This window comes from Adlercreutzia sp., assembly GCF_056795635.1.
Window position 1 is genome coordinate 1 of the sequence record NZ_JBQIIT010000017.1, and the last position, 26,859, is coordinate 26,859.

Consider the following 26,859-nt stretch of genomic DNA (forward strand, 5'->3'; position numbering starts at 1 on the left):
TCGTGGAGACCCGCGACTACAACCAGTTCATCTACATCGCCGAGCGCATCTGCGGCATCTGCGCCACGGGCCACTCCATCGGCTACGCCGAGACGGTGGAGGCGCTCATGGGCGTGGAGATCCCCAAGCGCGCCGAGTATCTGCGCATCATCTGGCACGAGCTGTCCCGTGTGCACTCGCACCTGCTGTGGCTGGGCCTGGCCGCCGACGCCTTCGGCTTCGAGTCCATGTTCATGCACTGCTGGCGTCTGCGCGAGCGCGTGCTCGATCTGTTCGAGAAGACCACCGGCGGCCGCGTGATCCTGTCTGTGGTGAAGGTGGGCGGCGTGGTGCGCGACATCGACGCCACCCAGATGGCCGAAATCATCGCCGTGCTCGACGGCATCAAGGACGACTACACCAAGATCATGAACACGCTGCTCACCGACACCTCGGTGAAGAACCGCACCGTGGGCGTGGGCCACATCTCCACCGAGGACGCCCGGGCGCTGTCCATGGTGGGCCCCTTCGCCCGCGCCTCCAACCTGCCCTATGACGTGCGCTCCTTCGGCAAGGGGGCCTATGGCGACCTGGCCGACTTCCAGCCCATCGTGGCCACCGAGGGCGACTGCTACGCCCGCGTGAAGGTGCGCTGCCTGGAGGTGCTCCAGTCCATCGAGATCATCAAGGAGCTGGCGGCCAAGATGCCCGCCGGCGACATCGAGGTGGCCGTGAAGGGCGCCCCGGCCGATGGGGCCCAGGCTTCCAACGTGCTGGAGCAGCCCCGCGGCGAGTGCTACTACTATGCCCGCGGCAACGGCTCGAAGAACCTGGAGCGCATGCGCATCCGCACGCCAACCTCGCAGAACCTCGCCGGCATGACCGTGGCCCTGAAGGGCTGCGACTTGGCCGACGTGAACATGATCATCCTGACCATCGACCCCTGCATCAGCTGCACGGAAAGGTAGGCCGCCATGGGAAGCTTCAAACTGGGGGGCATGACCTTCGGATCGCTGTTCAAGAAGCCGGAGACCGTGCTGTACCCCTTCGAGACCAAGCCGGCCCCGGCGGGACTCAAGGGCCACATCGTCAACGACGTGTCACTGTGCATTCTCTGCGGCATCTGCGCCAAGGCCTGCCCGGCCGATGCCATCGTCGTGGAGAAGAAGGAGCGCACCTGGGCCATCGACCCGTTCCGCTGTGTCCAGTGCGGCAGCTGCGTGCGCGCCTGCCCCAAGGCCTGCCTGGCCATGGACCCCGCCTACACCCCCATCGCCACGGCCCAGTCCTGCACGGTGATCGAGGTGCCCGACCCCAAGGCCACGGCCTAGGGGAGTCGGCCCCCGGCCGGGGCGCCTCGCGTTTCCCCGGTGGCTGCCGGCCGGCGGCCACGGTGACGGAAAAGTAAGGTGAGCGGGCCGTTAAGTTTCGTGGCGATGCTCTGTGCGTGCGGGGCATCTGATAGAATTGCATCAGCTGGCATGACAGTCCGGGCTCCTCGGGGAGTCCGGACTTTTTGAGAAGAGGAAGTGCATCCTATGGCCGAGAACGCGAAGAGCCCCCAGGGAGCCGCCGACGAGGTGTCCCACAAGGTCTTCACCCTGGCCAACGCGATCTCCCTCATCCGCCTGCTCATGGTGCCGCTCTACCTCGTCCTGCTGCTGCAGGGCCTCAATCTGGCCGCCACCCTCGTGTTCGCCACGGCCGCGGCCACCGACTTCCTCGACGGGCAGATTGCCCGGCGCACCCACACGGTCACCCGCTTGGGCCAGCTGCTCGACCCCGCCATCGACCGCATCCTCATGATCACCGGCGTGCTCGGCGTGTTCCTCGTCGGGCGCATCCCTTTGTGGGTCATCATCGTCGTGGTGGTGCGCGATGCCTACCTGCTCATCGGCGGCGGTTGGCTCATCTCCCGCTTCCGCATCCGCGTGCCCGTGGTCTACCCGGGCAAGTTCGCCACCACCTTCCTCTTCGTCGGCTTCTCGGGGCTGCTGCTCAACTGGCCCCTCATCCCCGGTCTGGGCTGGTGCGACCTATCCTGGCTGCCCGGCTTCAACGGAGCGCCTGTGTCCTGGGGCATCTGGTTCATCTACGCCGGGCTGTCGCTCTCCCTCGGCGTGACCGTCTACTACACCGTGGCCGCCGCCCGGCAGCTGCGGGACGCCCTCGCCCGAGAAAGGCTCGCCGGTCATGGCGCCGCGTAGGGAAGGGGAGGGCCGGCCGTCCCGGCCCACGCGCCGCAAGGCCCCCTCGTCGCTGTCCATGCCCTCGGTGCGCGACGGCCACGCCCCGCGCGGGTCTCGGGGGGCGCAGGATGCCTCCGAGGGCCGCCGTTCCCGCACGGAGGGGACTCCCACTTCGCGGCGTCCTCGTCCCGAGGCCGCTGGCGCTGCCCGCGGCTCCCGTCCGGCCGAAGGCGATCGCGATCGGGCCGCGGATCGGCGGCAGCGGCCCGATCGCCCCGCTCCGTCCGCTACCGGCGCCCATCGCCCCATTGCCGCCGAGGGCGGTCGCGCCTCCCGGCCGGCGGGCCGCCCCGACCGCGGTGACCGGCCCCGGCCGGCCTCGCGGCGCCCCTCGGCCGCCGACGGTGGCCGCCACGGTCGCGGGAAGAAGGGGGCGCCCGCCTACGGCGCGCCCCGCGTCCAGCCCTCCACCATCCGCGGCCGCCGCCGGCGCGGGCTTCCCGCGGCCCTGGCCACGCTGCTACTCATCGGGCTCCTCTTAGGGGGCGCCTACGGGGCCGACCGCATCATCAACGAGAACCGCATCTACACCGGCGTGTCCATCGGCTCAGTGGATGTGTCCGGCATGACCCCCGAGGAGGCCCGCGCCGCCGTGAGCGGCGCCTACGGCGACCGCGCCAGCCGCGGGCGGGCCATCGTGTTCGCGAGCGAGGAGGCCGCAGCCTCCGTAGACGTGGGCACCGAGCTGGCCGAGCAAGAGGCCCAGGCCGAGCAGCTCTCGGTGGAGGAGGCCCGGGCCGACAAGCTGCTGTGGGTGGCCGAGGCCGGCACCCTGGGGGCGCATCTGCCCGTGAGCGAGCTCGTGGACGAGGCCTTCGCCGTGGGGCGCGACGGGGGCATCGCCGAGCGTTGGTCGGCCCTCGTCGACGGCGCGGCGGTGCCCGTGCGCCTGGCCTTCGACGACGATGCCGTGGAGGCCCTTGCCGCCGACATCGACGCCACCATCGGCGAGCCGCGCCAGGATTGGGACGTGGCCGTGGAGGAGGGCCAGGCCAGCCTCGTGGAGGGCCATGAGGGCACCATCGTCGACCGCGATCACTTCACGGCGCTGCTCACCGAGGGCTTCCTCGGCGACGCCCCGGAGACCGTCTCCTTCGTGGCCGAGGCCGCTTGGGCGCCCCTGCGCATCGACCAGACCGCGGCCGAGCGCGCCCGCGCCGCCGTGCAGGCGGCCCTCGATGCCGGCGCCACCTTTACCTTCGAGGGCACCTCCTGGGCCCTGTCCGGCGCCGAGCTCGGCGCCTGGATCGATACCGAGGTGCGGCCGTCCGGCGACGGCTACCTGTTGGCCCCCGTGCTCGACGAGCAGGTCGCCCGGGCCGATCTGGTGGCCCGCATCCGCGACGCCGGCTTCGCCTCGGCGGTCACCGTCTCCTTCGAGAAGGCCGACGGGGAGGTGTGGGTGTCCACGGGGGCCGGCTCTCGCTACCCGCTCGTGGCCGAGGCGCTCACGGCGGCCCGCGAGGCGCTGTTCGGGGAATTCGACCGCACGGGAGCGCCCGTCGGCGGTCCAGTGGCCGTGGAGATCGGCTGGGGGGACGCCCCGGAGCGGGCCACCTTCGACGAGGCCGTCGATCTGGGGCTCATCGGCGAGATCGCTACCTTCACCACCGAGTACAACGACGGCCCTGGCACCGCCAACCGCCGCCACAACATCCACCACGCCGCCGATCGCCTGACCGACTCCATCGCGGCCGCCGACGGCGGGGAGTGGTCCTTCAACGACGTCATGGGCGAGGCCAACGAGGCCAACGGCTTCCAGGCGGCCAACGCCATCGTGAACGGCGAGTACGAGGACGCCATCGGCGGGGGCATCTGCCAGGTGGCCACCACGGTGTTCAACGCCGTCTTCGAGTCCGGCTTCCCCGTGACCGAGCGCCGAAACCACTCCCTGTACATTTCCAGCTATCCCACCGGCCGCGATGCCGCCATCGCGTATCCTGATCTGGATCTGGTGTGGGTGAACGACAGCCCCTCCGACGTGCTCGTGCGCACCCGCTACACCGACTCGACCCTCACGGTCTCCCTCTTCGGCATCGATCCGGGCTACGTGGTCACGGCCGAGACCGGCGACTGGGAGGCGGGCGATCCCTTCAAGAAGCGCACGAAGATCGACGAGAACGAGCCGGCGGGCACCCACTACGTGAAGACCAAGGGGGCCGACGGCCGCCGCGTCACGGTGCACCGCATCGTGCGCGACCGCTCGGGCAACCTGCTCCACGAGGAGGACTTCGCCTCGAACTACGCGCCCGTCGACGAGGTGGTCGTGGAGGGCCCGAATCTTCCGGGCACCGAGCACGAGCCCGACGAGCCCGAGAGCACCGAGCCGCCGCCCGAGGAGGGCCGGCCCTGGGACGAAGTGGCGGCCGGCGCCGCGCGCGAGCCCGAGGAAGGGGAGTCGGGGGAAGAGGACGGAGAGGCCGGGGGGCAACCCGGGCCATCGGATGACGAGGAATAGGAGGACAGCTGTGTACTTTCAGCCGGAAATCGAGACCATGCCCCGCGCGGAGCTGCAGGCGCTGCAACTGGAGCGTTTGCGGGAATCGCTGCGCAACGCCTACGAGAACGTACCGCTCTACCGCGAGCGCTTCGACGCGGCCGGCGTGACCCCCGACGACCTGGAGAGCCTCGCAGATCTTCCGCGCTTCCCCTTCGTGGTGAAGCAGGACATGCGCGACAACTACCCCTTCGGCCTGTTCGCCCGCGAGAACGGCGACGTGGCCCGCATCCACGCCTCCTCCGGCACCACGGGCCAGGCCACGGTGGTGGGCCACACGGCCGCCGACCTGGAGAACTGGGGCGACTGCTTCGCCCGCGGCATCGCCATGGTGGGGGGCACGCGCGAGTCCACCATCCAGGTGTCCTACGGCTACGGCCTGTTCACCGGCGGCCTGGGGGCCCATGCCGGCGGCGAGGCCATGGGCTGCACCGTCATCCCCACCTCTTCGGGCAACACCAAGCGCCAGGTGCAGATGCTCAAGGACTGCAAGACCGACATTCTGTGCTGCACCCCCTCCTACGCCCTGCTCATCGCCGACACGGCCATCGAGATGGGCTACAACCCGGCCACCGACTTCCAAATTTCCGGCGGCATCTTCGGCGCCGAGCCCTGCTCGGAGAACATGCGCCAGGAGATCGCCGACAAGCTGGGGCTCCAGTACTGCGACGTCTACGGCCTCTCGGAGATCATGGGCCCGGGCGTGGCCATGGAATGCGCCGAGCGCGGCGGCTTGCACATCGCCGAGGACCAGTTCTACTGCGAGATCATCGACCCGGACACCCTTGAGGTGCTGCCCGACGGCGAGGTGGGCGAGCTCGTCATCACGACGCTCACCCGCGAGTGCTCGCCCATGATCCGCTACCGCACCCGCGACGTCACCTCCATCAGCGCCGAGCCCTGTGCCTGCGGGCGCACCCACCGCAAGATCGGCCGCATCCTGGGCCGCACCGACGACATGCTCATCATCCGCGGCGTGAACGTGTTCCCGTCCCAGATCGAGCAGGTCATCACCGAGTTCCCCGAGGTGGCCACCCAGTACCAGATCGTGCTCACCACCCGCGGGCCCCTCGATCACGTGGAGCTCCAGGTGGAGACCGAGCCCGATTTCCCCATCGACGAGGTGCGCGCCCTGGAGGACCTGCGCGGACGTTTGGGCGCGGCGCTCAAGGGCAACCTGCAGGTGGCCGTGGACATCAAGTTCGTGGAGCCCAAGACCATCGCCCGCTCCGAGGGCAAGGCAAAGCGCGTCATCGACCTGAGAGGAGAGACTCACTAATGATCTCGCAGCTGACGGTATTCCTCGCCAATGAGAAGGGGCGCCTGGCCGCGGCCTGCCGCACCCTGGCCGACGCCGACATCAACCTGGCGGCGCTCTTCATCGCCGATACGGCCGACTTCGGTATCGTGCGCATCTTCTGCGACCGGCCCAACCGCGCCGCCGCCGTGCTCGCCGAGGCGGGCTTCCGCGCCTCCATCACGCCGGTCATCGCCGTGTCCGTGGCCGACGAGCCTGGCGCCCTGGCCCGGCTTCTGGGCTTCTGCCATGAATCATCCATGAACATCGAGTACGGCTACTGCTTCTCCGTGGCCGGCGGCACCGCCGTGGACGTGCTGAAGATCGAGGGGGAGGGGGCCGAGGAGGTCCTGGCCGCCGCGGGCTTCACGATTCTCGCTCCGGAAGAGGTCTACGTTGTCGATGAGGACTAAGCGCCGCCCCTGGCTCGGGGCCCTGCTGCTGGCCTGCGCCCTGGCCCTGCCCCTGACCGCCCCCGCGCCGGCCGCGGCCGATGTGCGCGGCACCGATGTGATCCTCGGCCAGACCGTGGAGGCGCGGGGGCTGCCGGCCGTGGCCTGCCCCAACATCACGGCCTCCTACGCCGTGCTCACGGACGAGAAGGGCACCGTGCTCTTCGCCCGCGACGCCGACACCCAGTCCCACATCGCCTCCATCACCAAGGTGATGACGGCCATCGTGGCCCTGGATTCCGGGCTGCCCCTGGACACGAAGGTGACCGTGTCGCCGGAGGCCGCCGCCGTGGGCGAGTCCTCGGCGAACCTCCAGGCCGGCGACACCCTCACCCTTCAGGCGGCCCTTACCGGGCTCATGGTGCCCTCGGGCAACGATGCCGCCATCGCCATCGCCGAGACCGTGGGGGCGGGGCTCGCGCGGGACGGCCAGACGGCCAACGAGGCCTTCGTGGACGCCATGAACGCCAAGGCCGCTGAACTGGGCATGGAGCACTCCCTGTTCGCGAACCCCCACGGGCTCGACATCGACGAGTTCGACAACGAGATGTACTCCACGGCCGGCGATGTGGCCCTCATGTGCGCCTATGCCATGGAGAACGAGACCTTCCGCTCCATCGTGGCCCAGCAGACGGCCCAGATCACCGTGGCCAAGCCCGACGGCCAGGCGGTCACCCTCGATCTGGTGTCCTCCGATCTGCTGCTCGGCGTCTACGAGGGCGCTTGCGGCATCAAGACCGGCTACACCGAGGCCGCGGGCAACTCCTTCGCCGGGGCATGCAACCGGGGCGACGGCGACCTCATCGCCGTGGTGCTCGGCTGCCCCTCGGAATCGGCCCGCTTCGAGGACACGAAGATCCTCTTCGACTGGGTCTACGACAACCGCGTGAGCTACCGGCTCGCCCATAGCGACCGCACGGTGACCATGACCGAGGACGGCCGCGCCGAGGAGGTGCCCCTCATCGCCGAGGTGCCCTTCACTGCCTGGACCGATAAGCGCGTGAACGCCACCTTCGCCGATCCGAAGGCCGCCGTGGAAGTGTTCGCCCCCGAGGGCAACGTGAGCCAAGAGCTCGCCTTCGACGATCTGAACGGCTCGGTGCGGGCCGGCGACAAGGTGGGCACCGCCACCTTCTATCAGGCCGGCCAGCCCATCGCCACCCAGGACCTCGTGGCCACCGAGGATGTGGCCGCCCCCGACTTTTTCCAGGCCATCGCCATCTGGTGGGAGCGCCTGTGGGCCGGCTTCGGGGGCACCGAGCTTTTGGCCGAGCCCGTGGTGGTGAACGAGACCCCGCTCATCTACGACAAGGCGCCCACCCGTTCCGACCAGTCCGTGGCCGCCATTGCCTCCGGCGAGGAGGATGCGGCCCCGGCCGACGGCGGCGGGGCGACCGACGACCAGCAAGGGGCCCCGGATGCCGGGGCCAGCGAATAGAAGGAGAACGGCTATGACCGAACTGTGCCCCGTCTGCTCCCATGCGGTATCGCCCGATGATGCCGTGTGCCCCACCTGCGGCTTCAAGCTCCTCGGTGCGACCCAGGCCTTCAAGCCGCTGTCGGTGGAGGGCGATGCCGTGCTCGCCTGCGACGTGGCCCCCACCCGGGCGTCCCTCACCGTGGTGCGCGGACCGAAGGTGGGCATGGTCTACGGCCTGGGCAGCGAGCCCGTTACCGTGGGCCGAGCCCCCCAGTGCACCATCTTCCTGAACGACATGACCGTCTCGCGCATGCACGCCACCATCGAGCCCGAGGGCCCCTGCTACGTCATCCGCGACGCGAACTCGTTCAACGGCGTGTGGGTGAACAACGACTCCGTGGAGGCGCGCACCCTGCGCCCCGGCGACTTCATCCAGATCGGCACCTTCTGCCTGCAATACGAGGAGAACTAGGCCGCCTGCGGCCCCCGGTTGGGAGAGAGACGAGGAACTATGGAACTGATGTCGGGAAACGAGGCCATCGCCCAAGGTGCCTGGGAGGCCGGCTGCACCATCGGCGTGGCCTATCCGGGCACGCCCTCCACGGAGACGCTGGAGGCCTTCGGCCGGAAAGAGGGCGTCTACGCCGAGTGGTGCGTCAACGAGAAGGTGGCCCTGGAAGTGGGCGTCGGCGCCTCGGCGGCCGGGGCCCGGGTGCTCGCCACCATGAAGCACGTGGGGGTGAACGTGGCGGCCGACCCGCTGTTCACCGCCGCCTACACCGGCGTGGGGGGCGGTCTCGTGATCCTGGCGGCCGATGACCCCGGCATGTACTCATCCCAGAACGAGCAGGACTCCCACTACTATGCCCGGGCCGCCGCCGTGCCCTGCCTGGATCCGGCCGATTCTGCCGAGGCGCTCCGCTTCGCCCGGGAGGCCTTCGACTTGTCCGAGCGCTTCGACGTGCCGGTGATGCTGCGCTCCAGCGTGCGCATCTCCCACACCAAGACGCCTGTGGAGCCCGGCGAGCGTACGGAGCGCCCCCTCGTTCCCTACGAGAAGAACCCCGCGAAGTGGGTCATGATGCCGGCCTTCGCCAAGCCGCGCCGCGCCGTGCAGCTCGAGCGCATCGACGCCCTGAGCGCCTGGGCCGAGGAGTGCCCCTACAACGAGGTGGTGCGCCGCGGAAGCGACGTCGGCGTCGTCTGCGCCGGAGCGGCCTACCAGCATGTGGCGGAAGGGCTGCCGGAGGCCTCCGTCTTCAAGCTGGGCCTCACCTGGCCCCTGCCGGCCGCGGCCCTGGCCGACTTCGCTGATTCCGTCGAGCGCCTCTACGTGGTGGAGGAGGGCTCGACCTATCTGGCCGATGCCGTGCGGGCCTGCGGTATCGCGGTGAGCGAGCCGCCCTGCCCGTTGCCCCGGGCCGGGGAGCTGTCCCCGGGCCTCGTGCGGACGGCCTTCGGCGGCGCGCCGTTGCCCCACGCCCCGGCCGCAGAGGGGCTGCCGGCCCGACCGCCGGCGCTCTGCCCGGGCTGCCCCCACCGCCTCGTGTTCAAGGAACTCGCCCGCATGCGGGCCATCGTCACCGGGGACATCGGCTGCTACACCCTGGGGGCCCTGCCCCCGCTGGCCGCCATGGACACCACCGTGGACATGGGTGCCTCCGTCTCCATGGCCCACGGCTTCGAGCTAGCCCTGGCCGGCACCGAGCACCGGCCCGTGGTGGCGGTCATCGGCGACTCCACCTTCGCCCACTCGGGCTTGAGTTCGCTCATCTCCACGGTGTACAACCGCGGTGCCGGCACCGTCTGCGTGCTCGACAACCGCACCACGGCCATGACCGGGCGCCAGGGCAACCCTTTCAACGGCGTGACGTTGCAGGGGCGTCCGAGCCGGGAACTGCACATCGAGGCCGTGGTGGCCGCCATCGGCGTGGAGGATGTGCGCACGGTGGATCCCAACGACGCCGCCGCGGTGCGCGCGGCTCTCAAGGAGGCCACGGCCACCGACGACATCTCGGTCATCGTGTTCCGTTCCCCCTGCGTGCTGCTGGAGCGCAAGGCAGGGCGCCCTTACTGGGTGAACGGGTCCTGCACCGCCTGCGGTGCCTGCGCCACGCTCGGCTGTCCGGCCATCGCCCGGGACGAGAGCGGTGTGGCCTCCATCGATACGGGGCTCTGCATCGGCTGCGGCCAGTGCGCACAGTACTGCCGCTTCAACGCGATCGTTTTGGAATAGGGGAGCGATAATGGAGATGACGACCAAGACCGTGCTCCTGTGCGGCGTCGGCGGTCAGGGCACCATCCTGGCGGCCGACCTGCTGGCCGCCGCCTGCCTGGCGGCGGGGCTCGACGTGAAGGTGTCCGAGATCCACGGCATGGCCCAGCGCGGCGGTTCCGTGACCACGGTGGTGCGCATGGGCGGCGCCGTGCAGTCCATGGTGTCCGATCCGGGCGCCGCCGACGTGGTGGTGGCCTTCGAGACCACCGAGGCCCTGCGCAACCTGCCCCAGCTCGCCGAGGGCGGCACCCTTATCGTGAACGATATGGCCATCAAGCCGCTGCCCGTGCTCACGGGCGCCGCCTCCATGCCGCCCCGGGCCCGGGAGGATCTGGCCGCGGCCGGGGCGCTGCTCGTGCCCGCCGCGGCCCTGGCCCGCGCCGCCGGCAACCCCAAGTGCGCCAACGTGGTGCTCGTGGGGGCGCTCTCGGCCACTCTCGGCATTCCCGCCGAGGTGTGGGAGCGCGTCGTGGCCGAGCGCGTGCCCGCCCATACCGTGGAGGCGAACTTGGCGGCCCTGGCGGCCGGCCGAACCTTCATGGACGCCGGAATAGGAGCTTGAGAGCCATGACCGTATCCCAGATCAGCGTCTTCGCCAACAGCCGCCCCGGCCATCTGAGCCGGGTACTTGACCGCTTCGAGGAGGCGGGCGTGTCGGTGCGCGGATTCTCCGCCTCCGACACCGGCGAGTACGGCATCCTGCGCTTCGTGGTGGACCGGCCCGAGGAGGCCCTGGAGGCCCTGCGGGAGGACGGTTGCGCCTGCACCGTCACGCCCGTGCTCTGCCTGAAGCTCGTCGATGAGCCCGGCGAGTTGGCCCGGGTCATGGGAGTGCTCGCCCGCTGCGGCATCAACGTGGTGTACAGCTACTCCATGATCTCCACCTATATCGTGCTCTCCACCACCGATCCCGATCGGGCCCGTGCCCTTCTGGCGAGCGAGCCCGTGGAGCTGATTACCCAGGAGGATATCGCCCGCTTCTCGGCGGCCCGACAGGGGAAGGGGATCGAGCGATGAGCGCTTCCGCGACCATGGATGTGAGGGAGAAGGGGGGCGCCCTGGCCGCTGCGGCCGCCGGTCGCTTCGACCTGCTCCCGGTGTACAAGCCCGAGATCGAGCGCGCCCCGCGCGAGCAGATCGAGGCGGTGCAGCTGGCCAAACTGAAGGAGACCGTGGCCTACGCCTACGAGCGCGTGCCCTACTACCGGACGAAGATGGACGAGATGGGCGTGGCGCCCGCCGACATCCAGACCTTGGCCGATGTGCGCCGGCTGCCCTTCACCGACAAGGCCGTTCTGCGCGACACCTTCCCCTTCGGCCTGTTCGCCGTGCCCTTGGACGAGATTCGCGAGCTGCATTCCTCGTCGGGCACCACGGGCAAGCCGGTGGTGGTGGGCTACACCGACGACGATATGGCCATGTGGAGCGAGTGCATCGCCCGGCTCGTGCAAATGGCCGGCGTGGTGCCCGGCGACGTGGCCCAGATGGCCTTCGGCTACGGCATGTTCACCGGCGGCTTCGGCCTGCACTACGGCCTGCAGCGGCTCGGCTGCGCCATGATTCCCGCCGGGGCCGGCAACACGGAGCGCCATATCCAGATGATCGAGGACTACGGCACCACGGTGCTCGTGGCCACGCCCTCCTACGCCATGCACATCTGCGAGGTGGGGGAGAAGATGGGCTACGACTGGGAGGCCTCGCCCCTGCGCGTGGGCCTCTTCGGCGGCGAGCCCTGCCCGCCGGGCCTGAAGGCCGAGATCGAGCGGCGCATGCACATCGTGTGCACCGACAACTACGGGCTCACCGAGGTCATGGGGCCGGGTGTGTCCGGCGAGTGTCTGGCCGAGCGCTACCAGCAGCATATCGCCGAGGACCACTTCCTGTGGGAGGTCATCGATCCCGAGACCGGCGAGCCGGTGGGCGAGGGGGAGATGGGCGAGCTCGTGCTCACGCCCTTGGGCAAGCAGGGCATTCCCGTGCTGCGCTACCGCACCCACGACCTGACGGCCGTGCACACTGAGCCTTGCGCCTGCGGCCGCACCCTGGCCCGCATGGACAAGGTGCGCTCCCGCTCCGACGACATGCTCATCATCCGCGGCACCAACGTGTTCCCCTCCCAGGTGGAGGACGTGCTCACCGGCATCGAGGAGGTCACGCCCCACTACCACATCATCGTGGAGACGAAGGACGGCATGGACTTCCTCATCGTGGAGACCGAGCTGCGCCCCGAGGCCTTCTCCGACTCCTTCGAGACCATGGACGCCCTGCGCCGCAAGATCGCCGAGAAGCTGAAGGCGACTTTGCTGGTGGCGCCCACGGTGCGCCTGGTGGAGCCCGGCGGCATCGAGCGGGCCATCGGCAAGGCCAAGCACGTGGACGATCGACGGGCGAAGTAGTCCGAGGGTCTCTCCATGGACGCCCCCGAAGCCCCCGCCACCCCCGTCGTCGGCCGTTTCGCGCCGTCGCCCACGGGGCGCATGCACGCGGGGAACATCTTCGCGGCCCTTGTGGCGTGGCTCGTGGCGAAGTCCCAGGGCGGTCAGATGGTGCTGCGGGTGGAGGATCTTGATCGGGAGCGCTCCAAGCCCGCGTTCATCGACGACGTGCAGCGGGATTTCGAGCGCCTCGGGCTCTTCTGGGATCGCGGCCCCTATTTCCAGCATGATCGGGACGAGGCCTACCGGGCGGCCCTGGAGACCCTGGCCGTGCGGGATCTGCTGTATCCCTGCTACTGCACCCGGGCCGACCTGCACGCCGCCTCGGCGCCCCATCGGGGCGAGAAGCCGGTGTACCCGGGCACGTGCCGCGGGCTGTCGGCTGGAGAGCGGGCCGAGCGCGAGGCGGCCGGGAGAGCGCCGGCCCTGCGGCTCACTGTGCCCGATCGCGTCCTCGGCCTGCGCGACCTCGTGCAGGGGGACTACCGTCAGAACTTGGCCGCTGACTGCGGCGACTTCCTCGTGCGCCGCGCCGACGGGGCCTTCGCCTATCAGCTGGCTGTGGTGGTGGACGACGGGGCCCAGGGAGTGACCTCGGTGGTGCGGGGCGTCGATCTGCTGTGCTCCACGCCCCAGCAGATGTACCTGCAGGAGCTGCTCGGCCTGTCCCATCCCGCCTACGGCCATGTGCCCCTGGTGACGGGGGAGCGTGATCGGCGCCTCTCGAAGCGCGACCGCGATGCGGCCCTCGATGAGCTGCTCGCCCGCTTCGGCACGCCCGCGGCGGTGATCGGGCACATTGCCGGCATCACGGGGCTGGCGCCCACGACCGATCCCGTCATGCCCGAGGAGCTGCTGGGAGATTTCTCCGTCAGGGCGCTGCCGACCCTGTTCCCCGATCCGGTGCAGATACCCTGGCGCTGAGCCTAGAACAGGAGGGCGGCGGCGTAGAGGGCACCGAGGGCCACGTTCACGCTGGCGATCTGCCCCATGGCGCCGATGCGCGAGGCGGGAGCGAGGGGGTTGAGCCAAAGGGCCCGCAGAAGCGGGTAGGCGGCCAGGACGAGGAAGGGCAGGACGGCGATGCCCGTCGGGAACCAGATGGGCACGATGACGAGGATGGCCGCGACCCAGAGCGCCATGAGGCCATGGTAGGTCGCCCGGGCGCGCTGGTGCCCCAGCAGGACGGGGAGGGTGCGGCGGTCCGCCTCGATATCCTTCTCGATATCGCAGGTGTTGTTGGTCATCATGATGAGCCCCACGCCGATGATGGTGGGCACGGCCCACAGCAGCATGAGGAAGTCGAGGCGCCCGGTGAGCACCTGGTAACAGGCCAGGGGGATGAGGCCCCCCATGACGATGCCGCTCACGGCCTCGCCCACGGGAAGGTAGGACAGGGGCGTCTTGCCCCCCGAGTAGGCCACGACGATGCCGGCCCCCACGAGGGCGATGGCCAGGGGGATGAGGCCCGCCTCGAGGATGACGATGATACCGAGGAGGAAGGCCGTGCCGAGCAGAGCGATGGCCACGGCGAGCACCGAGCGCGGGTTCACGCGGTTGTAGACGAGCACGGCATCGGTGACCTCCACGTTGTCGTCGGCCGAGTCGGTGCCCTTCACGTAGTCGAAGTAGTCGTTGAAGGTGTTCACCGACGACTGCATGAGGATGCAGATGACCAAAAGCAGCCAGGCCATGGCGGGGGAGACGGCGCCCGTGGTCGCGAGGGCGCAGGCGCAGGCGATGAGGACGGGCATGATGGCCGCGGGCCAGGTGTGGGGGGCGGAAAGCTGCCAGATCAGGGCAGGGGAGAGGGGAGTGAACGCTCCCCTATCGTCGGAATGCTGTTTCGTACTCATGTTCGCTTTCTTGTTCAGGCCGTTCTCCGATCGCCCAGCGGGGCTGTGCCGGATCGCTGATTGCGGGCGGTGGGGCTATTATAGAAGAAGGCACCGAGGGTGCGGTGCCTTCCGTAAAGATATAAGGTTGATGGCCCTAGTTGGTCATGAGCGCTGCCGCGATGTCCCCGGATGTCGACGATGCCGGCTCCCACTGGCCGTCCACCTTGGTGTAGGTGATGGTGACCGGCTCGGTGACCGCCAGCTCCACGCCGTCGAGGGAGCCGATGACGATCTCGCCGATGCGCTGGTTGATCTCGTCGCTCGACAAGGCGGCGATCTCATCGGGGTTCGCGGTGATGGCGGTCACGGCGCTCTGGAGGGCGTTCTGGTAGCCGGTGTAGCTCTTGCAGGTGATGGTGATCTGCGCCGTGGCTCGGTCGCCGTCCACGGTGATGGAGTCGATGGTGTAGTCGAAGCCGTCGAGATAGGACTTCATGAAGGCAACGCCGTCGATGCCGTAGACCGACAGCTGGCTCATGTTGATGCTCTCGGAGAATTCGTTGACGAAGGAGTCGTCGAGGTTCTTGATGCTGTCCAATTCCGACGTGAGCTTCGCGCGGATGATATCCTCGTCGCTCTGGCTACCCAGGCAGCCCGAGAGCGAGCAGGCGCCCGCGATCATCATGATGGCCACCAGAAGAGTGAGAATCCCACGGGTAAGGACAAAGGACTTTGACTTTACATAATCCATATTATCAGCCTTTCAGGTCGGTTTTAAGGTATCCGCGAACGGAGCGCGTGGGCGCTTCCGATAATTCTAACCGAAAGGAAGGTTAATCATGATTACTCATCTGAACGGTTTTCTGCTCGATGAGCAGAAGGGCGAGTTTACCGACGAGACGGGGCGCAAGGTCGAGTACCACAACGCACGCTTCTACGACACCGAGGCCAAGAAGCTGGTGAAGGTGTCTGTTCCCAAGGAATCGAACGCGCTTCCCGAAGAGCAGGTGAATTGCTGCGTCATCCTCCGGGTGAACGCTGGCGAGAAGTTTTGCAAGCTCGTGTTCGATTCCTACGAGCTGTAGCTCGCATCCCCTGGACTTTACATAACACCTGTGAACTTAAGGAGGTGCTAAATGGGCCTTTCGCATCACATCATTTTTCCTCTGGACAACGTGGAGGAGGCCGCGCAGTTCATCGACATTCCCCGCGGCGAGTTGCTCTCCGTCGCCATGAACCGCTTCAACGGTAACGTGGTCATGAGTTACGCCGACCATCCCGAGGCGCGTTTCTTCATCCGCTTGATTGTCGCCCAGCTTTCCCAGGTTGCGGATATGTTCGATGAGGAGTGTTACCGGGAGCCGCGCCACGGCCTCATTGACTACGAGGACGAGGGCCGTTACGAGCACTTTTACGGCGCTCCCCCTTCCCGCTTCCCTCTCTGCCCTGTCCGCGATCTCGTAGAGGAGGTGGCCTAGATGGACGAGATGGAAGCCGCTGGCCTGGCCGTCGATGCGGCCGCTACGCTTAAGGGCATCGGCCAGGACGTGGCCCAGATTCGCGAGTTGTCCTTCAAGCAGCTTGAAATCCTGTCCCGCCCCGACGAGGCCGAGGAGGTTCCGCAGCCCGACGAGGATGAGGCGCAGGCGCTTATCCTGGACGATGGCATGCCCGATGACGGCGGCTGGGTCACCGAGGTTCATTCCTCGGTCGAGGTTCCCCCGGAGTTCTTCTCCGACCTCATGGCCTTCCAATGGATGGGCCTTGTCCTCTCTGTTTTCATGCTGGTGGCTCTGCTTCTCAACTTCGGCGCGACGCTCTGGCTCGCCTTCTCTGACAAATGGAGGTCTTAAATGGAAACCGTTCTCAACGTCCTCGTTGTCCTGTCCCTCGTCGGCGTGTTCGCCTACGCCTTCGCGGTCTATCAGGTGCTTCGCATCGTGACCGCCTGGGCGAAAGACCGCTGGCGCGACGACTGGGGCAGGCAGCCCCTGCTCCTCAAGCTGCCGCCGTGGGCGCTCACCGCCGTGCTGGTGCTCTGCTTTTTGGCGGTGGTGCTGTGAGCATGCAAGTACTCGCGCTTCTTTTCCTCGCGAGCGCTTTTCTCGGTGCCTTGCTTCTAGTGCTTCTCGACCTTTTTTGTTGAGGTGATCGCCTTGGAGATTCTCGATGCGTACCAAGTTGTCGGCTGGCTTGAGTTCGCTATCTCGCTCTTCGCAGCCGTTCCCGTCGGTTTCATGCTGGGCTGCTTCCTGGGACTGCTCAGCTTCGGAACGTTCAAGCTCATCGGCTTGATTCGTAGTCTCGTCTAATTGAAAGGAGAAGTGAAATGGAGACTATCACCACTGCCATCGGAACTGCCGTCACGCAGCTTTCCACGTCCATCCAGACCGTGATCGGCGCGAACCTGCCCACCATCCTGGGCGTGGCCGCCATCTTCATCGCGATCACCGCGACGTGGAAGCTGGTCAAGCGCTTCACCTCGGGCGCTTAGTCGGTTCCCGCCCTTGCTAACTCGGGCTGCGGGGAGGGTTTCGGCCCTCCCCTTTTCTCATCTTAGGAGGTGATTTCATGCTCGCTCGTTCTCGCGCTCCCCTGTTCGTCCTGCTCGCGGTAACGCTCTCGCTCTCCCCGGCCCTGTCGTGGTATGCTTATGCCGACCAATCTACTGAGGTTCAGGAGGTGGCGACCGATGGGCCGCGAGGTGACGAAGACGATAGAGGAATTGGAACGTCAGATGAACCGGGAGAGGTTGGAGCGCAATCAGAAGATGATTGCGAAGTTGGAGAGGGAGCAGCAGAGAAGCAGGCCGAAACGCCGAGTTCTCCCGAAGATTCTTCTAGTGTTGCTTCTGGTTTTCTTGGTGCTGCTTCTGATGTTTTGGAGCAAACTTCACATAGTGTGGTTGATTCACTAGCTTCTGCGCCTGTTTCTCCCGCTGATCTTAGCATTATGCCCTATGCAGGCGGCTTCGGCGGGAATCTTACCGAAGGTTTTGGTGGGGCTTTCTCCGGTGGTTCCGGTTCTGGCAAAACCGCCAATATCACTGATTTGGTTGATGCCATTACTGCTCAATGGGGGTGGAATTACGGCAAGACCGCCGTTCTATACTCTAATTCCCCTGCCGGATGGCTTAAGGCCATCATGGGCAACACCTCTAATCTTTCGTCCGTTCCGTCAATGTATTCCCTGCTTCAGAAGCAGTGGGGCTATGGCTACGGCGGTACTGCTGTCATTCAAAGCAATTCCCCCGCTTACTGGCTCCAGTGGTTATACAAGTACTCATGGGTTACCCACACGCTTCCGGGTGACTCCTCTTTGCGCACCGTTGGGTTTTCCGAGCTTTTGTACCGCGTTCTTTCGGGCACGTATGACTACGTGAATGATCAGACGCTGGGGAACACCGTCGGCTATATGTTTGCGGATCTCCGCAAGCAGTGGGGCTACGGTTACGGTGGTACGGTTGTCATCCATAAAGGCTCGCCCATGGACTTGCTCGGCAAGATTCAGAAGAACAGCGACTACATCACGTCCATTGATTTCTGGTCTGAGAGCATTAACGATCTCGTGGGCAAGATTCAGAGGAACAGCGACTACATCACGTCCATCGACTCCCGTTTTCAGTTGCTCCGGACTTCCTTGGACAATCAGTTCAAGAGCGTCTTTAACCGTATGCAGGTTACGATGACGGTTCCGGGAGAGGATTCCCCCAGGCTTCTTACCAGCGCGAATCTCCTTTATCTCATCCTGCGTCAATTGTATAATTTCGCGAAGGCCTGGGAATCGTGGTCTGCCAAGGGCTTGAGTGTCGATACCTCTTACATTGATGCGAAGCTGGCTACAATCGTTGATCTCATGATGGCCGGTGCCGCCCGCGATATTGTAGAAACTCTAGTCGGCGACCTGGATTTCTCGCGCTTGGGCGCCCTCTCCTCGGAGGTTTCCTCCGCGATCTCCAACGCCTTCCCCTTCTGCATCCCCGCCGTTCTCAAGCAGGTTTTGGGCCTTGTCCGCTGCGATGCTGCCGCCCCTGTCTGGGATTTCGAGGTGGGCGGCGAGCCTATGCGCGTCGATCTCGCGCCCATGCGGCCCGTGGCCGACGTGTCGGGCTGGTTCTGCCGTGTCCTGTTCGTCGTTGTCCTCTTCGCCAACACCCGCCGCTTCATCTTCATGGGAGGGGGTGCGGCTTCCGAATGATTACCGGCCTCATCGATTTCATCACGGGCGGCGCTCTCCAGCTGGTTCTCCTGCTGCTCTCGCTGCTGCCCGCCGTCGATCTCTCGGCGCTCCCCCTCGCCATGCCCCAGGGCGTGGCCGATGCCCTCGGTGCCCTCAACTGGTTCGTTCCCGTCGGCGACCTCATCGACATTCTCACGGCCTGGGTCGGCCTCGTGCTCGCCGTCAACGTCGCCATGGTCGTCCAGCGCGTCGTCTCCACCGTCGACAGATAGGGGTTCCCATGATCTACCTTTATTCTGGCACTCCCGGAAGCGGGAAGAGCCTCCACGTCGCCCGCGACATACGCGACACGCTGCAAGTCAAGAGAAGGCCCGTCATCTGCAACTTCGATGTTAACCCCAAGTTGAGGAACTACGGGAAGCTGTTCCGCTACGTTCCCAACTCCGAACTTGCCCCTGATCTCCTCTACGATTTCTCGCGGCGCTGGTTCGATGGGCGACCCGTCCGCGAGGATGCCATCTTGCTCGTCATCGATGAGGCGCAGCTTGTTTTCAACTCGCGCACCTGGCAGGACAAGGGGGCGAGCCAGCGGCGCATGGACTGGATAGAGTTCTTCAGCCAGCACCGCCACTACGGCTATAAGATCGTCCTTATTGCCCAGTTTGATAGGATGCTTGATAGGCAGATTCGCAGCCTCATAGAGATCGAGGCGAACCACCGCAAGCTGTCCAACTTCGGGATGAAGGGCCTTCTGCTCTCCCTTCCCTTTGGCGGCAAGCTGTTCGCCTCCGTCAGCTACTACTACGGCCTCCGCGAGCGCGTGGGCTGTACCTGGCTCCTGCCGCGCAGGGCGTACTTCAGGGTCTACGACAGCTACAACCGCTTCGAGCAGGTGCCCGGGGCGTAGGCGGTGGGGCTCGGGGCCCCTGCCGCCGCGCCCCGTGGCTCGCTCGGGCGCATTCGCTCCCGTATCCCTTTCCCGCCCCGCTTTATGGGGTTGAACCCCGTTCGATACGTAAAGCGGGGCGCACAGCGGCGCATATTGCCCCTCGGCGCTGTTCCCGCCCTCGCCGCTGGGCAGAGGGGCCGCATTTTTCAGGGGAACACGCCTCCTACTTGATATAGGGGGCGTGTTCCGTGTTCCAAAGAGAGAGGATTTTCGTTATGGCCGGTAAGAAGTGCCGTTGCTGGTGGTACGTTCAGCTTGTCGAGAACTTGCCCGTGAATTGGCGCGATCAGTTGCGCGAACTGATGATTCCTGGCGCGTTCGTCGTGCATGATCGCGACGTGGAGTTGACGGAGGACGGCATTGAGAGGCCGAAGCGCCCGCACGTTCATTTCATGTTGGAGTTCGGCTCGCCCGTGCTCGTCAAGACCGCCTTGGAGGTCGTTCCCGAATCCTTCGGCATCCTCTTTGCCAAGCCCGTCGGGAACAAGGTTGGCGCCTACCGCTATCTGGCGCACCTGGGCCAGGAGGACAAGGCCCAGTACGATTTTGACGAGGTGGAGGACATGGCCGGGTTCAAGGTCAATATCTCCGATGTGTGCAACGTCGATTTCTGCGACGTGTACGACCTCATAAACGAGATGAAGATCACCAATTTTGCAATGCTCATGTCCTTCTTGGTAGAATTCAAGCCAGAGTATGTTCCCTACGTCTCAAGCCACGTGAACTTGGTCAAGACGTACATAACGGAACTTAATCGATGCTGCCTCTAGCATAAATCAGGGTTATTGGACATAAGTTTTCTTATCAGCCTTTTACCGATGGAATAGGCCGCTTGCCGCGAATAACCTAATTCCATATTATCAGCCTTTCAGAGAGAATGGTGGATGGATGGGGAGGATCGTTGTGACTTTTAGCCCCAGGCGTTGCCGCCGCCCTCGGAGGGGCTCGTCGGCGACAGGCTGCTCGCGGCGTCGCCGAGGATGGCGCTGTAGTCGCCGGTCTGCATGGCGTCCATGAGCACGGGCAGCATCATGGCGACGCCGATGCCGTTGAGCACGAGGGCCACCGCGCCGATGCCAATGCCCATGAGGGCGGTTTGCCTGAGCGCTCGGGCGTAGGGCCGCTTGGCCGGTGCCACGGCATCGAGAACGTCGCGAATCTTGACGAAGGCGATGATGGCGCAAACAAGCGCCACGGTGCTCAGGGCGACGCCGCCGATAATGAAGGATATGGGGCCGGCCACCGTGGCCACGGTGGCGAGGGTTCGCGCCGACTTGAGCTCGTAGTCGGCCACGGCAGCCTGGGCGCTTTCCATGGACTCAGCGATCTGAGGGTCGATGGAGGGCGTAGCGGGCCGCTGCCCTTGGGTCGATGGGTCGTCGGGACGCGGGGACTCCGGTCTCTGCGGCGATTCGTTGGGCGCCGAGGCGTCTTCGGGCTTCTGGGGCGGTTGATCCATGGATCCTCGATTCTAGCTGACTCCGCTGCTGCCGAAGCCCTGGGCTCCACGGGCACTGGCGGGAAGCTGATCTGTGTTATGTAAAGTAATCGAAGGGGTAGCTACGATCATCATCTGGGCGATGCGATCGCCCTTTTCGAAGGAAAACGGCTCCTGGGGATCGAGATTGACGAGCACGACCATGATCTCGCCTCGGTAGCCGCTATCCACCAGTCCCGGCCCGTTCACGACGGAGATGCCGTGACGGGATGCAAGGCCGCTGCGCGGAATGACGAGCCCGGCGTAGCCGTCCGGAATGGCCATGGCGAAGCCGCACGGCACCGTCATGCGCTCGAAGGGCTTCAACGTGCCGGCCACGGCGGCCCGCAGATCGAGCCCCGCATCTCCCGGATGGGCGTACTGGGGCGCAGGCAGCGCCTCGTCGAGAACGGTGATGCTCACATCCATGGCGTACCTCCCCTACCCGAGCTCGCCCAGGGCCGAGGAGAACTCCTCCACGCTCTGGAAATCCTTGTATACGCTGGCGAAGCGAATGTAGGCCACATCGTCGAGCTTCGCCAGTCGCGCCAGGGCCATATCGCCGAGATCTTTCGATTTGATCTCCGTGCGCTGGGTAGAACGGAGCTCCGATTCGATGCTCGCGATGAGGTGATCGATCTTCTCTGGCGTGATGGGCCGTTTGGCGCAGGCGATGAGCAGGCCGCGCATGAGCTTCTCCCGATTGAACACCTCGGAGGAGCCGTCGGTCTTGATGACGAGGATGGGGTTCTCGGCCAATCGCTCGTAGGTGGTGAAGCGGGTGCCGCATTCCAGGCATTCGCGACGCCGGCGAATGGATGCCCCCTCGTCGGCAGAGCGGGAATCGACGACTTTCGATTCGGGATATCCGCAGGAAGGACAGCGCATGGGTTCTCCTAACAATGAGTTGGTTACCCATGATACCCCAAGGGTCGCCGGCTTCCGGCATCTTCAAGACTTTGCTACCATCGTGATACGTCGACGGCTTCTCGAGTCCCGCATCCAACGGCGGCGGCTCTCCGAGCACCCATCCGCTCCCGTTCGCAGGGGTCGCTTTTCTCAAGCAAAGAGCATGACGAAGGAGATGACGGTGCTGAGGGCGAAGGCGATGGGAAATTCAAATCGGCTCATTTTTTCTCTCCTGACCTCTTGCGTAGAACCTTTGTTCGCAGTTATAATAGAACGAACAAAAGTTCATGTCAACAAATTTTTCAAACAAATGTACGCCTTATAGAAAGGATGCAGCATGACCCAGAAAGTAACCAGGCGGCAGCAGGCGGTTCTTGACTGCATCGAGGCGTGCATACGGGAGAAGGGCTATGGCCCCACGGTGCGTGAAGTCTGCCAGACCCTCGGCCTGTCCTCCCCTTCCACCGTACACGTGCACCTGAAGGCCCTGGAAGATAAGGGCTATATCAAGCGGGATCCGCTCAAGTCCCGTTCCATCGCCCTCACCTACCCGATTGACGACATGCCCTCCCCCGCCGTTAGCGTGGCGGGCAGCTACAGCAATCTCGTCAACGTGCCCCTGGTGGGCGATGTGGCGGCCGGCTGTCCCATTTTGGCCCAGGAGAACATTACCGACACCATTACGCTGCCCACGGACATCGTGGGTGACGCCGCATCCTTCATGTTGTCAGTGCGGGGCGAGTCCATGGTGGAGATCGGCATCAACGACGGTGATTACGTCGTGGTCAAGGAGCAGTCCGTGGCGAACAACGGCGATATCGTCGTGGCCATTGTGGACGACGGGGCCACGGTAAAGCGCTTCTACAAGGAGGCCGACCATATTCGCCTTCAGCCGGAGAACTCCTCCATGGATCCCATTATCGTGAGCGATTGCTCTATCGCGGGCAAGGTGGTGGCCGTCTTCCGCCGCCTCTAGAAGGGCCACCGGGCAATTTCGCGCTCGACAAAACTCGATAGCATCCAACGAGGGCCATGGAAGTGCTTCCATGGCCCTCGTATAAGGGGTGCTGCGCGGACGATAATGCTCCGTCCCGGCTCTCCGCCCGTCGCTACGCGGAGAACTCCCGAAAAGCGGCGGCGAAGGCCGGGGCGGCGAGCATTTGGATGTGGGTGCCGTCGGCCTCGTGAGACTCCGAGATGATATGGCAGCGCTCATGGGCGAGCGACACCAGATCGCCGCGCTGGTAGGGAATCACTACATCGAGTTTGGCATCGGCGGCCGAGGCGGCCGCAGCCAGGGCGGTCACAAGGCCGTCGATGCCCTCGCCGGTGCGAGCCGAGACGAACTGGGCGTGGGGGAAGCGACGACGCAGCCCGGTCAGAGTCTCCTCATCGAGCAGGTCGCACTTGTTGAACACCTCGATGGTGGCGATGGCCTCGGCGCCGATCTGGTCGAGCACCTCGCAAACGGCATCGATCTGCCCCTCGAACTCCGGAGAGGAGGCATCAACCACATGGAGGATCAGGTCGGCGCCGGTGATCTCATCGAGTGTCGATTTGAAGGCTTCCACCAGGGTGGTGGGCAGCTTCTGGATGAAGCCGACGGTGTCGGTGACGGTGACCTCGCGGCCCTCGGGCAGGGAGAACTTGCGGGTGGTGGAATCCAGGGTGGCGAAGAGCTTGTCGTAGCTGAGCACATCGGCCCCGGTGAGCCGGTTGATGAGAGAGCTCTTCCCCGCGTTGGTGTAGCCGGCCAGGGCCACCTTGAACATGCCGCTGCCGTAGCGGCTCTCCCGCTGCAGCGAGCGCACCTCGGAAAGATGGGCCAGTTCGCGGCGGATGGAGGTGATGCGCTTGCGTACCATGCGGCGGTCCACTTCCAGCTGGCTCTCGCCCTCGCCGAAGCGGGATCCCACGCCGCCGCCCATGCGGTTCGAGGCCAGGTGCGCCCACATGCCGCGCAGGCGCGGGTAGAGGTACTGGTTCTGGGCGAGCCGCACCTGGAGGCGCCCTTCCTTGGAGGTGGCGTGAAGGGCGAAGATGTCCAGAATGAGGGCCGTGCGGTCGATGACCTTCACGGACTTGTCCATGATCTTCTCGAGGTTCGCCTGCTGGGAGGGGGTCAGCTCGTCGTCGAAGATGACGAGGTCCGCCTCGCAGCTGCGGGCGAGCTCGGCGATTTCGACGGCTTTGCCCGAACCTACGAAGGTGCGGGGGTTCGGGGCATCGAGGCGCTGGGTGGTGGAGGCCACCACATCGGCTCCGGCGGTGTCGGCCAGGCGATCGAGCTCGGCCAGCGACGACTCCAGGGGCCATTCGAGACCCGGGCGGTCGACGCCCACGATGACGGCCCGCTCCCGGCGCTGTTCGGCCATGGTGGCGGGGCCCTTCTGGATAACAGATTGATATTCGGTCATGGGGTGCTCCTTATGCGTAGTGTGCGACTAAAGGGCGCGCGGGGCGCCGAGAAATGCCCGACAAGGCTATGGGCTAGTCGACAAAGCGCATGGACAACACGCTCCCCTCTCTACCGGTCGCTGAGACGCGAATGAAAAATGCCCTGCTATGATAGCACAGGCATTCCCCTTCGCAAGATGGAGTCTATTCCAATGTTTCCAGCTGGGCCATGATCTCGTCGGCTACGGCCCGGGCGTCCCCGGCATCGGCATCGATCCAGCGGATGCGCTCGTCGCGGCGGAACCAGGTGCGTTGGCGCTTGCCGTAGCGGCGCGTGGCCTGCTTGATGGCGGCGATGGCCTCATCCAGGGTGCAGCGTCCCTCCAGGGCCTCGACGATCTCCTTGTAGCCGATGGCCTGGGGCGCCGTCACTCCCTCGCGGAAGCCCGCATCCAAAAGACCGCGCACCTCCCCTACCAGACCGGCCTCGACCATGGCATCTACCCGGGCGTCGATGCGCTCGTTCAGCACCGTCGGGGTGACGGCCAGGCCGAACTGCACGGTGGGAACGGCCGCCTCGATGGAGGCCAGGTTGCGCTTCTGCTCGGCATAGGAGCGCCCCTCGGCCAGAAGCTCGAAGGCCCGCACGACGCGGCGCACGTTGTTCGGGTGCAGCTCCCGGGCGCTGTCCGGATCGCGGCGGTTCAGCTCGTCCCAGAGGGCCTGGGCCCCTTCCCGTGCGGCAAAGGCGGTCCACTGCTCGCGCACGGGATTGTCCACCTGCTCGCCGGCGGGAAACTCGTAAGCGTCGATGGCCGCCTTCACATAGAGGCCCGTTCCCCCGCAGAGCACGGCCCGCTTGCCGCGGGCGGCGATGGCCGCGAAGGCATCGCGGGCGAAGGACTGGAACAGGGCCGCGGAATAGGGCTCGCCGGGATCGACGAGGTCGAAGCCGTGATGGGCCACGATGCGCTCAGGCGCGGGCAGCTTGCCCGTGCCGATATCCATGCCGCGGTAGATCTGCATGGAATCGGCGCTCACCACTTCCCCGCCGATAGCCGCCGCCACGAGCTGGGCGGCATCGGTCTTGCCCGAGGCCGTGGGGCCGACGATGCAGATAACGGGCGGGGCGGCGTCAGCCATCGACCACCGTGCCGGAGAGGTACCAGGTGCGGGCCTCGTCGATGCGCATGGGCACGATGGTGCCGACGAGCTCGTCGGCGGTGCGCCCGGTGGGAACGGGTCCGTGCACCGTCTGGTTCTTGGGGCTCTTGCCGGCCAGCACCGCGCCGTCGCGCTTGGAGGTACCCTCGATGAGCACGGGCACGATGGTGCCGAGCTCGGCCTGGTTCGTCTCGAAGGCCTTGCGCTGCACGAGGTCCACCAGCCGGTCGAAGCGCTCCTGAATGACCTCGCGGGGGGTGTCGTCTTCCATCGAGGCGGCCGGCGTGCCCTCGCGCTTCGAGTAGATGAACGTGAACACCTGGCTGTAGCCCACCTCTTCCACGAGGCGGTAGGTGTCCATGAAGTCCTCCTCGGTCTCGCCCGGGAAGCCCACGATGATATCGGTGGACAGGGCGATGTCGGGCACGACGGCCCGCAGCTTCTCAATGAGCCCGAGGTAGTGCTTCCGCGTGTAGCGGCGGTTCATGGCCTTGAGGATGCGGTCGGAGCCCGACTGCACCGGCAGGTGCAGGGCCGGCATGAGGGATCGCAAGGTGCCGAAGCGGGCGATCACCTCGTCGGTGAGGTCCTTGGGGTGGCTCGTGGCGAAGCGCAGCCGCTCGATACCGGTATCGTCCAGGGCGTCGAGCACCGCGGCGAAGCGCGGCTCGCCGTAGAGGTCGCGGCCGTAGGAGTTCACGTTCTGGCCGAGCAGGGTGATCTCCTTCACGCCGGCCTCCACGTAGCGCCGGGCCTCCTCGGCGATGTCCTCCAGGGGGCGCGACTTCTCGCGGCCGCGCACGTAGGGCACGATGCAGTAGGAGCAGAAGTTGTTGCAGCCCACGGTGATGGGCAGCCACGCCGCCCAGGCGTGCTCCCGGTCGGTGGGCAGGGCGGTGGAGAACTCCGCTCCCCCGTCGAGCACCTCGACGGAATGGCCCGCGCTCTCCATGGCCGAGGCGAGCAGCCCCGGCAGCGAGGCCAGGTTATGGGTGCCGAAGACCACGTCGAGGTGGGGCAGCTGCTCCACGAGCTTCTCGCCGTCGCGCTGGCCGATGCAGCCGCCCACCGCGATGTAGCGCTTCTCGTAGGGCGAGCCGTCTCGCACGGGAATGTTCTTCATGGATGCGACCTGGCCGTAGAGCCGCGTATCGGCGGCCTCGCGCACGCAACAGGTCATGAACACGACGATGTCGGCCTCTTCGATAGTGCCGACGGACAGCGAGCCCAGGCCCTCGAGCATGCCGGCGACGCGCTCGGAGTCGTGCTTGTTCATCTGACAGCCGAAGGTGTGGATGCAGAAGGTGGTGCCCTCGAAGGAAACGCCCATGGCGACCGC

32 protein-coding genes are annotated in these 26,859 nt (G+C 66.0%); 24 read left to right on the forward strand and 8 right to left on the reverse strand.

What is annotated here, in order from left to right:
- From ACTOXK_RS09435 to gluQRS, 13 genes are all read left to right on the forward strand, one after another.
- Window positions 1-947 (forward strand): hydrogenase large subunit (locus ACTOXK_RS09435; protein ID WP_482279915.1); only part of this gene is annotated, 947 nt, incomplete at its 5' end.
- 6 nt (window positions 948-953) lie between these two features.
- The gene (locus ACTOXK_RS09440) at window positions 954-1,310 is read left to right on the forward strand and encodes a 4Fe-4S dicluster domain-containing protein (RefSeq protein ID WP_482277746.1); all 357 of its coding nucleotides are present in this window, start codon (window positions 954-956) and stop codon (window positions 1,308-1,310) included.
- Window positions 1,311-1,517: 207 nt separating this feature from the next.
- Window positions 1,518-2,186 (forward strand): CDP-alcohol phosphatidyltransferase family protein, encoded by a 669-nt coding sequence (locus ACTOXK_RS09445; RefSeq protein ID WP_482277745.1) that lies wholly within the window; start codon window positions 1,518-1,520, stop codon window positions 2,184-2,186.
- The gene (locus tag ACTOXK_RS09450) at window positions 2,173-4,686 is read left to right on the forward strand and encodes a VanW family protein (RefSeq protein ID WP_482277744.1); all 2,514 of its coding nucleotides are present in this window, start codon (window positions 2,173-2,175) and stop codon (window positions 4,684-4,686) included. The genes ACTOXK_RS09445 and ACTOXK_RS09450 overlap by 14 nt, the downstream gene beginning before the upstream one ends.
- A gap of 10 nt (window positions 4,687-4,696) precedes the next feature.
- Window positions 4,697-6,004 carry a phenylacetate--CoA ligase family protein gene (locus tag ACTOXK_RS09455; protein WP_482277743.1) on the forward strand — a complete coding sequence of 436 codons (1,308 nt, stop codon included), beginning with the start codon at window positions 4,697-4,699 and terminating at the stop codon, window positions 6,002-6,004.
- Window positions 6,004-6,435, forward strand: coding sequence for an amino acid-binding protein (locus ACTOXK_RS09460; RefSeq protein WP_482277742.1), 432 nt, complete (start codon window positions 6,004-6,006; stop codon window positions 6,433-6,435). Before ACTOXK_RS09455 ends, ACTOXK_RS09460 begins: the two co-directional genes overlap by 1 nt.
- Window positions 6,425-7,912 carry a D-alanyl-D-alanine carboxypeptidase family protein gene (locus tag ACTOXK_RS09465; protein WP_482277741.1) on the forward strand — a complete coding sequence of 496 codons (1,488 nt, stop codon included), beginning with the start codon at window positions 6,425-6,427 and terminating at the stop codon, window positions 7,910-7,912. Before ACTOXK_RS09460 ends, ACTOXK_RS09465 begins: the two co-directional genes overlap by 11 nt.
- A 13-nt stretch (window positions 7,913-7,925) precedes the next feature.
- Window positions 7,926-8,366 carry an FHA domain-containing protein gene (locus ACTOXK_RS09470; protein WP_482277740.1) on the forward strand — a complete coding sequence of 147 codons (441 nt, stop codon included), beginning with the start codon at window positions 7,926-7,928 and terminating at the stop codon, window positions 8,364-8,366.
- 39 nt (window positions 8,367-8,405) lie between these two features.
- On the forward strand, window positions 8,406-10,130 hold the full coding sequence (locus ACTOXK_RS09475) for a thiamine pyrophosphate-dependent enzyme (protein ID WP_482277739.1): 1,725 nt from the start codon (window positions 8,406-8,408) through the stop codon (window positions 10,128-10,130).
- A 10-nt stretch (window positions 10,131-10,140) separates the two neighbouring features.
- The gene (locus tag ACTOXK_RS09480; RefSeq protein ID WP_482277738.1) at window positions 10,141-10,734 is read left to right on the forward strand and encodes an indolepyruvate oxidoreductase subunit beta; all 594 of its coding nucleotides are present in this window, start codon (window positions 10,141-10,143) and stop codon (window positions 10,732-10,734) included.
- A 5-nt stretch (window positions 10,735-10,739) separates the two neighbouring features.
- The gene (locus tag ACTOXK_RS09485) at window positions 10,740-11,189 is read left to right on the forward strand and encodes an amino acid-binding protein (RefSeq protein WP_482277737.1); all 450 of its coding nucleotides are present in this window, start codon (window positions 10,740-10,742) and stop codon (window positions 11,187-11,189) included.
- Window positions 11,186-12,568 (forward strand): phenylacetate--CoA ligase family protein, encoded by a 1,383-nt coding sequence (locus ACTOXK_RS09490; RefSeq protein WP_482277736.1) that lies wholly within the window; start codon window positions 11,186-11,188, stop codon window positions 12,566-12,568. Before ACTOXK_RS09485 ends, ACTOXK_RS09490 begins: the two co-directional genes overlap by 4 nt.
- A gap of 15 nt (window positions 12,569-12,583) precedes the next feature.
- Complete coding sequence (gene gluQRS, locus ACTOXK_RS09495; RefSeq protein ID WP_482277735.1) at window positions 12,584-13,531, forward strand: tRNA glutamyl-Q(34) synthetase GluQRS; 948 nt, start codon at window positions 12,584-12,586, stop codon at window positions 13,529-13,531.
- 2 nt (window positions 13,532-13,533) lie between these two features.
- Here the strand turns inward: gluQRS and ACTOXK_RS09500 are convergent, their stop codons facing one another.
- Window positions 13,534-14,463 carry a prenyltransferase gene (locus ACTOXK_RS09500; RefSeq protein ID WP_482277734.1) on the reverse strand — a complete coding sequence of 310 codons (930 nt, stop codon included), beginning with the start codon at window positions 14,461-14,463 and terminating at the stop codon, window positions 13,534-13,536.
- Between the two features lie 136 nt (window positions 14,464-14,599).
- Window positions 14,600-15,196 (reverse strand): hypothetical protein, encoded by a 597-nt coding sequence (locus ACTOXK_RS09505; RefSeq protein ID WP_482277733.1) that lies wholly within the window; start codon window positions 15,194-15,196, stop codon window positions 14,600-14,602.
- 88 nt (window positions 15,197-15,284) lie between these two features.
- Between ACTOXK_RS09505 and ACTOXK_RS09510 the strand changes: the two genes are divergently transcribed.
- From ACTOXK_RS09510 to ACTOXK_RS09555, 10 genes are all read left to right on the forward strand, one after another.
- Complete coding sequence (locus ACTOXK_RS09510) at window positions 15,285-15,530, forward strand: hypothetical protein (protein ID WP_482277732.1); 246 nt, start codon at window positions 15,285-15,287, stop codon at window positions 15,528-15,530.
- 51 nt (window positions 15,531-15,581) lie between these two features.
- Window positions 15,582-15,923: a hypothetical protein gene (locus tag ACTOXK_RS09515; protein WP_482277731.1), complete on the forward strand. Its 342-nt coding sequence runs from the start codon at window positions 15,582-15,584 to the stop codon at window positions 15,921-15,923.
- Complete coding sequence (locus ACTOXK_RS09520) at window positions 15,924-16,298, forward strand: hypothetical protein (RefSeq protein WP_482277730.1); 375 nt, start codon at window positions 15,924-15,926, stop codon at window positions 16,296-16,298. It abuts the gene before it with no gap.
- A complete protein-coding gene (locus tag ACTOXK_RS09525) occupies window positions 16,299-16,508 on the forward strand; it encodes a hypothetical protein (protein ID WP_482277729.1) in 210 nt (69 codons plus the stop codon). It abuts the gene before it with no gap.
- A 93-nt stretch (window positions 16,509-16,601) separates the two neighbouring features.
- Window positions 16,602-16,757 (forward strand): hypothetical protein, encoded by a 156-nt coding sequence (locus ACTOXK_RS09530; protein ID WP_482277728.1) that lies wholly within the window; start codon window positions 16,602-16,604, stop codon window positions 16,755-16,757.
- A 17-nt stretch (window positions 16,758-16,774) separates the two neighbouring features.
- Complete coding sequence (locus ACTOXK_RS09535; protein WP_369872420.1) at window positions 16,775-16,939, forward strand: hypothetical protein; 165 nt, start codon at window positions 16,775-16,777, stop codon at window positions 16,937-16,939.
- Between the two features lie 77 nt (window positions 16,940-17,016).
- Window positions 17,017-18,642, forward strand: coding sequence for a hypothetical protein (locus ACTOXK_RS09540; RefSeq protein WP_482277727.1), 1,626 nt, complete (start codon window positions 17,017-17,019; stop codon window positions 18,640-18,642).
- Window positions 18,639-18,896, forward strand: coding sequence for a hypothetical protein (locus ACTOXK_RS09545; protein WP_482277726.1), 258 nt, complete (start codon window positions 18,639-18,641; stop codon window positions 18,894-18,896). Before ACTOXK_RS09540 ends, ACTOXK_RS09545 begins: the two co-directional genes overlap by 4 nt.
- An 8-nt stretch (window positions 18,897-18,904) precedes the next feature.
- Window positions 18,905-19,531: a zonular occludens toxin domain-containing protein gene (locus ACTOXK_RS09550; protein WP_482277725.1), complete on the forward strand. Its 627-nt coding sequence runs from the start codon at window positions 18,905-18,907 to the stop codon at window positions 19,529-19,531.
- A gap of 257 nt (window positions 19,532-19,788) precedes the next feature.
- The gene (locus tag ACTOXK_RS09555) at window positions 19,789-20,343 is read left to right on the forward strand and encodes a Rep family protein (protein WP_482277724.1); all 555 of its coding nucleotides are present in this window, start codon (window positions 19,789-19,791) and stop codon (window positions 20,341-20,343) included.
- Between the two features lie 140 nt (window positions 20,344-20,483).
- Here ACTOXK_RS09555 and ACTOXK_RS09560 read toward each other — a convergent pair whose 3' ends face one another.
- The 3 genes from ACTOXK_RS09560 to nrdR are packed head-to-tail and all read right to left on the reverse strand — an operon-like array spanning window position 20,484 to window position 21,938.
- Window positions 20,484-21,032: a hypothetical protein gene (locus ACTOXK_RS09560; protein ID WP_482277723.1), complete on the reverse strand. Its 549-nt coding sequence runs from the start codon at window positions 21,030-21,032 to the stop codon at window positions 20,484-20,486.
- Window positions 21,033-21,044: 12 nt separating this feature from the next.
- Window positions 21,045-21,479 carry a dUTP diphosphatase gene (dut, locus tag ACTOXK_RS09565; RefSeq protein ID WP_482277722.1) on the reverse strand — a complete coding sequence of 145 codons (435 nt, stop codon included), beginning with the start codon at window positions 21,477-21,479 and terminating at the stop codon, window positions 21,045-21,047.
- A 12-nt stretch (window positions 21,480-21,491) separates the two neighbouring features.
- Window positions 21,492-21,938 (reverse strand): transcriptional regulator NrdR, encoded by a 447-nt coding sequence (gene nrdR, locus ACTOXK_RS09570; RefSeq protein WP_482277721.1) that lies wholly within the window; start codon window positions 21,936-21,938, stop codon window positions 21,492-21,494.
- A 358-nt stretch (window positions 21,939-22,296) separates the two neighbouring features.
- On the opposite strand from nrdR, the gene lexA reads away from it, so the two are divergent.
- The gene (gene lexA, locus ACTOXK_RS09575; protein WP_482277720.1) at window positions 22,297-22,935 is read left to right on the forward strand and encodes a transcriptional repressor LexA; all 639 of its coding nucleotides are present in this window, start codon (window positions 22,297-22,299) and stop codon (window positions 22,933-22,935) included.
- Window positions 22,936-23,068: 133 nt separating this feature from the next.
- Here lexA and hflX read toward each other — a convergent pair whose 3' ends face one another.
- From hflX to miaB, 3 genes are all read right to left on the reverse strand, one after another.
- Window positions 23,069-24,376 carry a GTPase HflX gene (gene hflX, locus ACTOXK_RS09580; RefSeq protein WP_482277719.1) on the reverse strand — a complete coding sequence of 436 codons (1,308 nt, stop codon included), beginning with the start codon at window positions 24,374-24,376 and terminating at the stop codon, window positions 23,069-23,071.
- A gap of 184 nt (window positions 24,377-24,560) precedes the next feature.
- Entirely contained in the window at window positions 24,561-25,499 is a 939-nt protein-coding gene (miaA, locus tag ACTOXK_RS09585) for a tRNA (adenosine(37)-N6)-dimethylallyltransferase MiaA (RefSeq protein ID WP_482277718.1), read from the reverse strand.
- Window positions 25,492-26,850, reverse strand: a complete 1,359-nt coding sequence (gene miaB / locus ACTOXK_RS09590) for a tRNA (N6-isopentenyl adenosine(37)-C2)-methylthiotransferase MiaB (RefSeq protein WP_482277717.1) — start codon at window positions 26,848-26,850, stop codon at window positions 25,492-25,494. The genes miaA and miaB overlap by 8 nt, the downstream gene beginning before the upstream one ends.
- Between the last annotated feature and the right edge of the window lie 9 nt (window positions 26,851-26,859).